Genomic DNA, 6,261 nt, shown 5'->3' with positions numbered 1-6,261 from the left:
AACGCTCTTGGCCGCGGCAAGCAGCAGGCCCAGGGCGTCCAGGGTCAGCGCCGTATTCTTGTCCAACTCCGAGCCGGACTTGGCAGCCAGGGCCTGGGCCGCGGCAAGGAGCTTCGGGTCCGCAGCGGCAGTGGCGAAATCCGTTTCATAGACCGCGCCCTGGGCCTCAGGCAGGCTGTGGAAGCCGCGGTCCGTATCCCAGGACTCGCCGCCCAGAAACTGGCCGGAAAAACCTGCAGCGCGGGCTTGCTGGATTTGCCGAGCCAGGTCGATGGGGAAATTTGGAAGAAAGAGCACCTGCGCTCCGGCGGCCACAATGCGCGCCAAGTGCGGCATGAAATCATGAGTCCCTGCCTGGTAGGGCTCCAGATGCACCTTGGCCGCGCTCTGGGCGGCAAAGGCATTGCTGAAGTAGCCGGCCAAGCCGGAGGAATACGCGTCGGCCTCGTCGTACAGCAGCGCGGCGCGGCGCAGTCCCCTGTCCTCATAGGCAAACCGCGCCAGAACCGCGCCCTGCACGCTGTCCACCTGGCAGACCCGGAAGGCGAACGTTCGGCCCCGCGTGACCTCCGGATTGGTGGCCGAGGGCGAAATCATCGGCACCCGCATAGTCTCCATCGCAGCGGCCACGGGGATGGCCTCGCGGCTGAAGTACGGGCCGATTATGGCCGAGACGCGCTGCTGCTGCACAAGGCGGCCCATGGCGCTCATGGCCTGCTCGACCTTGTCGCCGGAGTCCTCCACATAGAGCCGGACCAGCATCTTTCGGCCGCCCACCTCCACTCCGCCCTGGGCGTTCAGCTCATCCACGCGAGCCTGGGCCACGCGGTGCATGGTGAACCGGGTGGCGGAGCTCAAGGGCGCCATGAGCCCGATGCGGAACTCCTCGGGCTTTTCCTCCGCCTGGGAACAACCCACCAGCGACAGCACAGCCAAGAGAGCCAGGAGGAAGATTCTGGCACGCAACCGGATCCGCATATGTGAGCCCCCCCTTGCAGCGCGCGTCAAATCAGACTCAGGAAGACATCTCTGGCGCATAGGGCAAAACATAAGGACAACGCCCGAAATAAACAAGCTCTGATTGCTCAATTCTCGCGTCCTTGGGCTGACCGCTGGATCAAGACTTGCGGCGGCGCAGGCGGCGGCCCAGAGCCTCGGCCATCTGCCGGGCCTCGGACAGGCCGAACAACCGAGCCAGGGCGAAGTAGGCCACAGCCCAGGCGGGGATCAAAAGCGCCCAAAGATACTGGGTGCCTGCCGAGGCCCAGGCCCCCAGGCCCATGAGCAGGCTGGCCGCAGCGCACTTGAGCGTGGGCGCAAGCTCCATGGGCCACTGGCCCAGGCGGCGGCGCAACAGCCAGGAAAGCAGGCCCACGTTGGCGTAAGAGGCGATGGAAACGGCCAGGGCCAGCCCGGCGTGGGCCATGAACTGCATCAGGGTGAAGCCGAGCAGGATGTTCACAACCACGCAGGCGGCCGCCACCAGCATCGGCATGCGCGTGTTCTCCAGGGCGTAGAAGGCGCCAACCAGGGGCCGCACCAGGGCGATGGCCGGCAGGCCCACCCCATAGGCGACGAGGGCCGAGGCCGTGGCCTGGATGGCCTCCGGTCCGAAGGCTCCGCGTCCGAACAGAAGCCCGATGAGCGGCGCGGCCAGGGCGATGAGCCCGGCCATGGCCGGCAGGCTGATGAACAGCGAAAGACGCATGCTGGAGCGGATGACGCCCCTGAACTCGTCCATCTGGTCCGCAGCCGCCAGCCGCGAGAGGCTGGGCAGGGCCGCGGTGCTCACCGCCAGGCCGAACACTCCCACCGGGAACTGCACCAGGCGGTCCGCGTAGTACAGGTACGAAATGCTGCCCACAGGCAGAAACGAGGCCAAAAGCGTGCCCAGGAGCAGGTTGATCTGGTACACGGCGGAGCCCAGCACCGAAGGCAGCATGAGCTTGCCCATGCGCACCACCGCCGGGTCCATCCAGCGCCACGGGCCGCGCCACGAGAACCCCAGGCGCGTCAGAAACGGCTGCTGGAACAGCCACTGCGCCAGCCCCGAAGCCACAACGCCCCAGGCCAGGGCGTAGGCCACATTCCAGCCCATGTGCCAGCCGAGGAGCGCGGCGGCGATGAACCCGATGTTCAAAAGGCAAGGCGCAAAGGCCGGGGCGAAGAAGTGGTCCATGGCGTTCAGGATGCCCATGCACAACCCCACAGCCGAGATGAAGACGATAAACGGGAAGCAGATGCGCAAGAGATCCGCCGTGGTGGACAGCAGCTCCGGGTTTTTGGCGAAGCCCGGCGCGATGACGGCGGTCAACTGCGGCGCGAAAATCAACGCCAGCGCAGTGATGACCGCAAGGATGCTCACCAGCCAGGCCAGCACGGAGCGGGCCATCTCCTGGGCGCGCGCCTCGCCCTCCTCCGCCCGCACGCGTGAGAACGTGGGAATGAAGGCCATGGTCAGCGAGCCCTCGGCAAACAGGCTGCGCAACAGATTCGGGATGCGGAAGGCCACGAAGAAGGCATCGGCGAAAAGCCCGGCCCCAAGGGCAAAGGCGGTAATGAGGTCGCGCACGAAACCCAGCACGCGCGAAACAAGCGTGGCCCCGGCCACCGTGACGGCGCGCTTGGCTATGTGGCGGGATTCGGCATTCATTTGTTCCATGATAGACCATGCGCGCCGGGCTGTCATCTGGCCTTAAAGCCGGACGCAGCTCCGCCGCCCCCCTTTATTCACCCCTTCTCGTTGTCCTCCAAGGCTCTGCGCAGTGAGAAATGCAGAAACACGCCGCGTCGTTCACTCCAAGTGCAGGTTCAACAACAGGCAGGCGGCACCCAGGCTGCGGGAACAGCATCAACGGCATCGCTCATCCGGGGATCATTTGACTTGTCGCCAAAAAAACACTACTATACTAAGCATATACGTATAGAGCCGGAGGACTAATGAATATTCGCCCAGGTTCCATTCTCTCTGTCTTGTCTCTTCTTGTCACCCTGCTTGTGCCGAATCTGACTTTTGCGGAAGAAGCCGGTGCGGAAGAAGCCGGAAAGGTGAAGGTCGGTGTTCTATACGAAAATTTAGGAAGCAGAAATCTCGGCCGCCAAATTTCCTGGTATGGCAATTTTGGCGGGGTCGTGCTTGGATATGAAAAAAACTACAGTGACTTCTGGTGGGCCTTAGATGGCAAGTATAGATATGGGCGGCTCAGCTACATGGATTATGACATAGACACTGCGAACATCAAGGGACAAGCTGTCGTAGGCAAGTCATATGACATGGGTGGAGTAACCCTGAAGCCATATGCGGGCTTGGGCTTCGATTGGGTAGTGCAGGATATGCGCGGAAGCAGTGACGCTTCCATCACCGAATACCTCCTAGTCTTTGGGACGCGGGCTGAAAGAAAATTTGATGCAGGCATGGTTGGACTAGATTTGCAGTTCGACTACGTCCTTGGACGTGAAGTATATTACACCGACAACGAGAATTACTGGGCAAGAAGAGTTTTCGATGGCTCATATAGTATTGAAGCAGGCGCCTACTATGAACCCGCAAATCTCCCAATTGGCGTTCGCCCATACTTCAAGTATGAGAAGTGGCAAAAAACGAAGCTCTGGAAGTACAATGAGCGCCACCACATTGGAATCGAGACATACGTAAAATTCTAATCTTTCCTCATCATTTCCAAAAAGCCCGAAGGTGACCATTGCCTTCGGGCTTTTTTGGGGCCTGATTCCCAGGATGCCCCCGCCTTGCCGTGAGATTTCCGCCTGCCCCTTTCAGGCCAGCCTGTAGAAAGCTGCTCCTTTGGCCTTATGCCGGATATCACACCGCTCAGCCCAGTTCGCGGAGCACGCGGGCAATGTCCCCAGGAAGCCGCACTGCAGCAGCGGGAATTGAAGCGAACGCAAAACCGTTCACGAGGTCCTGCGGCACGCAGGGCCGCGGCGAATCCAGCAGCCCGGCGCGCCAGGCCAGGTAGCCGGTGATGGCCTGGGCCGGCACGCCAGCCTCGCGCAATTCCGCAAGGGTCAGGGACTGGTGCCGCTTGGCCAGGCGCTCGCCCTCGTGGTCGAGCACCAGAGGCAGATGCGCGTACTGCGGCGGCTGCGCGCCCAGCAGACGGTACAGGAAAATCTGGCGCGGCGTGCTGGTGAGGATGTCATCGCCACGCACCACCTGGGTAATGCCCATGGCGATGTCGTCCAGCACCACGGCCAGCTGGTAGGCGAACACCCCATCCGAGCGGCGCACGGCGAAGTCGCCGCCGCACTCGGCCAAGGTCATGTGCTGCTGCCCGGCCACAAGATCGTCAAAGCCGATGGCTGTGTCGTCGCAGCGCAAACGCAGGGCGGGCCTGCGGCCTTGGCGCAGCAGCTCGGCGCAATCCTGGACCGACAGTTCCCGGCAGGCGCCGGGGTAGGCGGGCGAGCCGTCTCCGGCCAGCCCGGCGGCTTTGCCCTGTGGCGCGTGGGGAGCGGAGGCCAACTGGCGCAGCTCCTTGCGGGTGCAGAAGCAGGGGTAGATGCGCCCGGCGCTGGTCAGCTCGTCGAGGGCGGCCGCGTAGCGCTCCAGCCGCAGGCCCTGCTCATAGGGGCCAACCGGACCGGGCGCGTCCGGGCCTTCGTCCCAGTCCAGGCCCAGCCAGCGCAGGTCGCGCAGGATGTCGTCCGCGAATTCGCGGCGCGAGCGCTCCGGGTCGATGTCCTCCAGGCGCAGCACCACCTGCCCGCCAGCGGCCCGCGCCGCCAGCCAGGCCAGCAGAAACGACCAGGCGTTGCCCAGGTGCATGAGGCCGGTTGGGCTGGGGGCCAGCCGCCCCCGCACGGAACAGTTTTGCGCTTCAACGTTTGGCATGGGTCTTCCGGCATCATCATCCGTTCGAAAAGTCAAGCGCGCGCGGAACAAACGCCGGGACAACGCCCCCTGGCTCCCCGCTCCGCACCAGTCAGCCCAAGCCCGGAGCGCTGCCCAGGCAGGCCAGCTGCCCCACGGCCCAGGGGCAATGCCCGCAGGGCACGCTCACGCCCAGGCAGTCAAGCTCAAAAGCCCCGTAGACCCCGGAGGCGTCGCTGCACAAGCCCGAGCCACAATCGCCGCAGGCCGGGTACTCGCCGTTGCGAACCGTTTCGCGGAAGCGCGAAAACTCTTGGCCGCGCCAGATGTCTGTCAGCGATGCTTCGAGGACATTGCCAAAGCGCCGAGGCTCGACGGTTTTCGCGTCGCCCAGCACGCGGCAGGCATAGCCGTGCCAAAGAAAATGGCAGGGAGAGACGTTGCCGCGCCAGTCGATGAACGCGGCGTCCTGATCCACGAAGCCGCACCGCCGGTCTTTCGGGCGCTCCGGAGCGGTGAGGGCGGGCAGGTGCAGATCAAGCCCCGCAGCCTTGGCCAGCCGGCGCGCCGAATCGAACACCGCAGCGAGCTCTTCCAGGCGCGCGGGATCGGCCTGGGCCAGGCGCCCCACGTTGAGCCACACGCCTTCGGCATGGGCGCGCTCATGCATGCGGCGCAGCAGGTCCATCAGCTCGCGCTCCACCGGGGTGCGGTGGACCATAACCGCGGCGCGGGGCACGCCGGAGAGGTCGAGCCCCCGGGCGCGGGCCTCGGCCTGGTGCTGGGCGAAGATGCGCAGGGAGGCGGCGCTGCACGGCAGGAACAGCGCCTCGGACTCGGTGGCGGCGTCCATGGGCAGCAGGTGCGTCGCCAGCAGGAAGTCGAGCTTGAGCCGGGCCGCGCTCCGCACCAGATCGGGGAGCTGCGCGATGTTGCCCCGCATGAGCACGGTTTCCAGGCCCAGGCGCATGGGCCTGCCTGCTTTGGCCGATGCCGCCCGCAACAGGGCCGTAGCGCGGGAAAGAGCGTCATCCGGGCCGGATCCGCCGTGGCCCAGGGCCGCGCCCTCGCCGTCGTGGGAGATGCAGGCCACGTCCAGCCCGGCCTCCGCCAGCAGCAAAGCCAGACGCTCGTCGAGCAGCAGGCCGTTGGTCTGCAAGCCGCACCAGCCTCCCGCAGGCAGCCGCTCCGCCACATGGCGGACCATGCGCGGCAAGTCCGGGTGCAGAAGCGGCTCGCCCATGCCGTTCAGTATCACGGCACGGGCATGGCGGAAGGAATCGTCCAGACGCTCGAAGGCGGCCAGATTCATGTCGCCGAACCCGCCCCGCCAACCCGGCGCGCAGCGCGCGCACATTGGGCAGGTGAGGTTGCAGCGGGTGGTGGTCTCTATGAACAAGGTCTGCGGAAACAAGTTCATGCGGTGACAA

5 protein-coding genes are annotated in these 6,261 nt (G+C 64.9%); 1 reads left to right on the top strand and 4 read right to left on the bottom strand.

Annotated features, from left to right (window positions below; all coding sequences use genetic code 11):
• Together Q8O35_RS04900 and murJ are read right to left on the bottom strand one after the other, a co-directional pair.
• Positions 1–978, bottom strand: a 978-nt coding sequence (locus Q8O35_RS04900) for an ABC transporter substrate-binding protein (RefSeq protein ID WP_305571233.1), incomplete at its 3' end; no start/stop codon positions are given.
• A 139-nt stretch (positions 979–1,117) separates the two neighbouring features.
• Positions 1,118–2,653: a murein biosynthesis integral membrane protein MurJ gene (murJ, locus tag Q8O35_RS04895; protein ID WP_305571239.1), complete on the bottom strand. Its 1,536-nt coding sequence runs from the start codon at positions 2,651–2,653 to the stop codon at positions 1,118–1,120.
• A 287-nt stretch (positions 2,654–2,940) separates the two neighbouring features.
• On the opposite strand from murJ, the gene Q8O35_RS04890 reads away from it, so the two are divergent.
• On the top strand, positions 2,941–3,663 hold the full coding sequence (locus tag Q8O35_RS04890; RefSeq protein ID WP_305571231.1) for a hypothetical protein: 723 nt from the start codon (positions 2,941–2,943) through the stop codon (positions 3,661–3,663).
• 166 nt (positions 3,664–3,829) lie between these two features.
• Here the strand turns inward: Q8O35_RS04890 and gluQRS are convergent, their stop codons facing one another.
• Both gluQRS and Q8O35_RS04880 read right to left on the bottom strand, forming a co-directional pair.
• Positions 3,830–4,852, bottom strand: a complete 1,023-nt coding sequence (gene gluQRS / locus Q8O35_RS04885) for a tRNA glutamyl-Q(34) synthetase GluQRS (protein WP_305571229.1) — start codon at positions 4,850–4,852, stop codon at positions 3,830–3,832.
• Between the two features lie 91 nt (positions 4,853–4,943).
• A complete protein-coding gene (locus Q8O35_RS04880; protein WP_305571227.1) occupies positions 4,944–6,251 on the bottom strand; it encodes a radical SAM/SPASM family putative metalloenzyme maturase in 1,308 nt (435 codons plus the stop codon).
• Positions 6,252–6,261: the final 10 nt, after the last annotated feature.

Source organism: Humidesulfovibrio sp., from assembly GCF_030689645.1.
Taxonomy (GTDB): Bacteria; Desulfobacterota; Desulfovibrionia; order Desulfovibrionales; family Desulfovibrionaceae; genus Humidesulfovibrio.
Note: the sequence above shows the minus strand (reverse complement) of the source record. Positions and strands in the feature narration are given on the sequence as shown.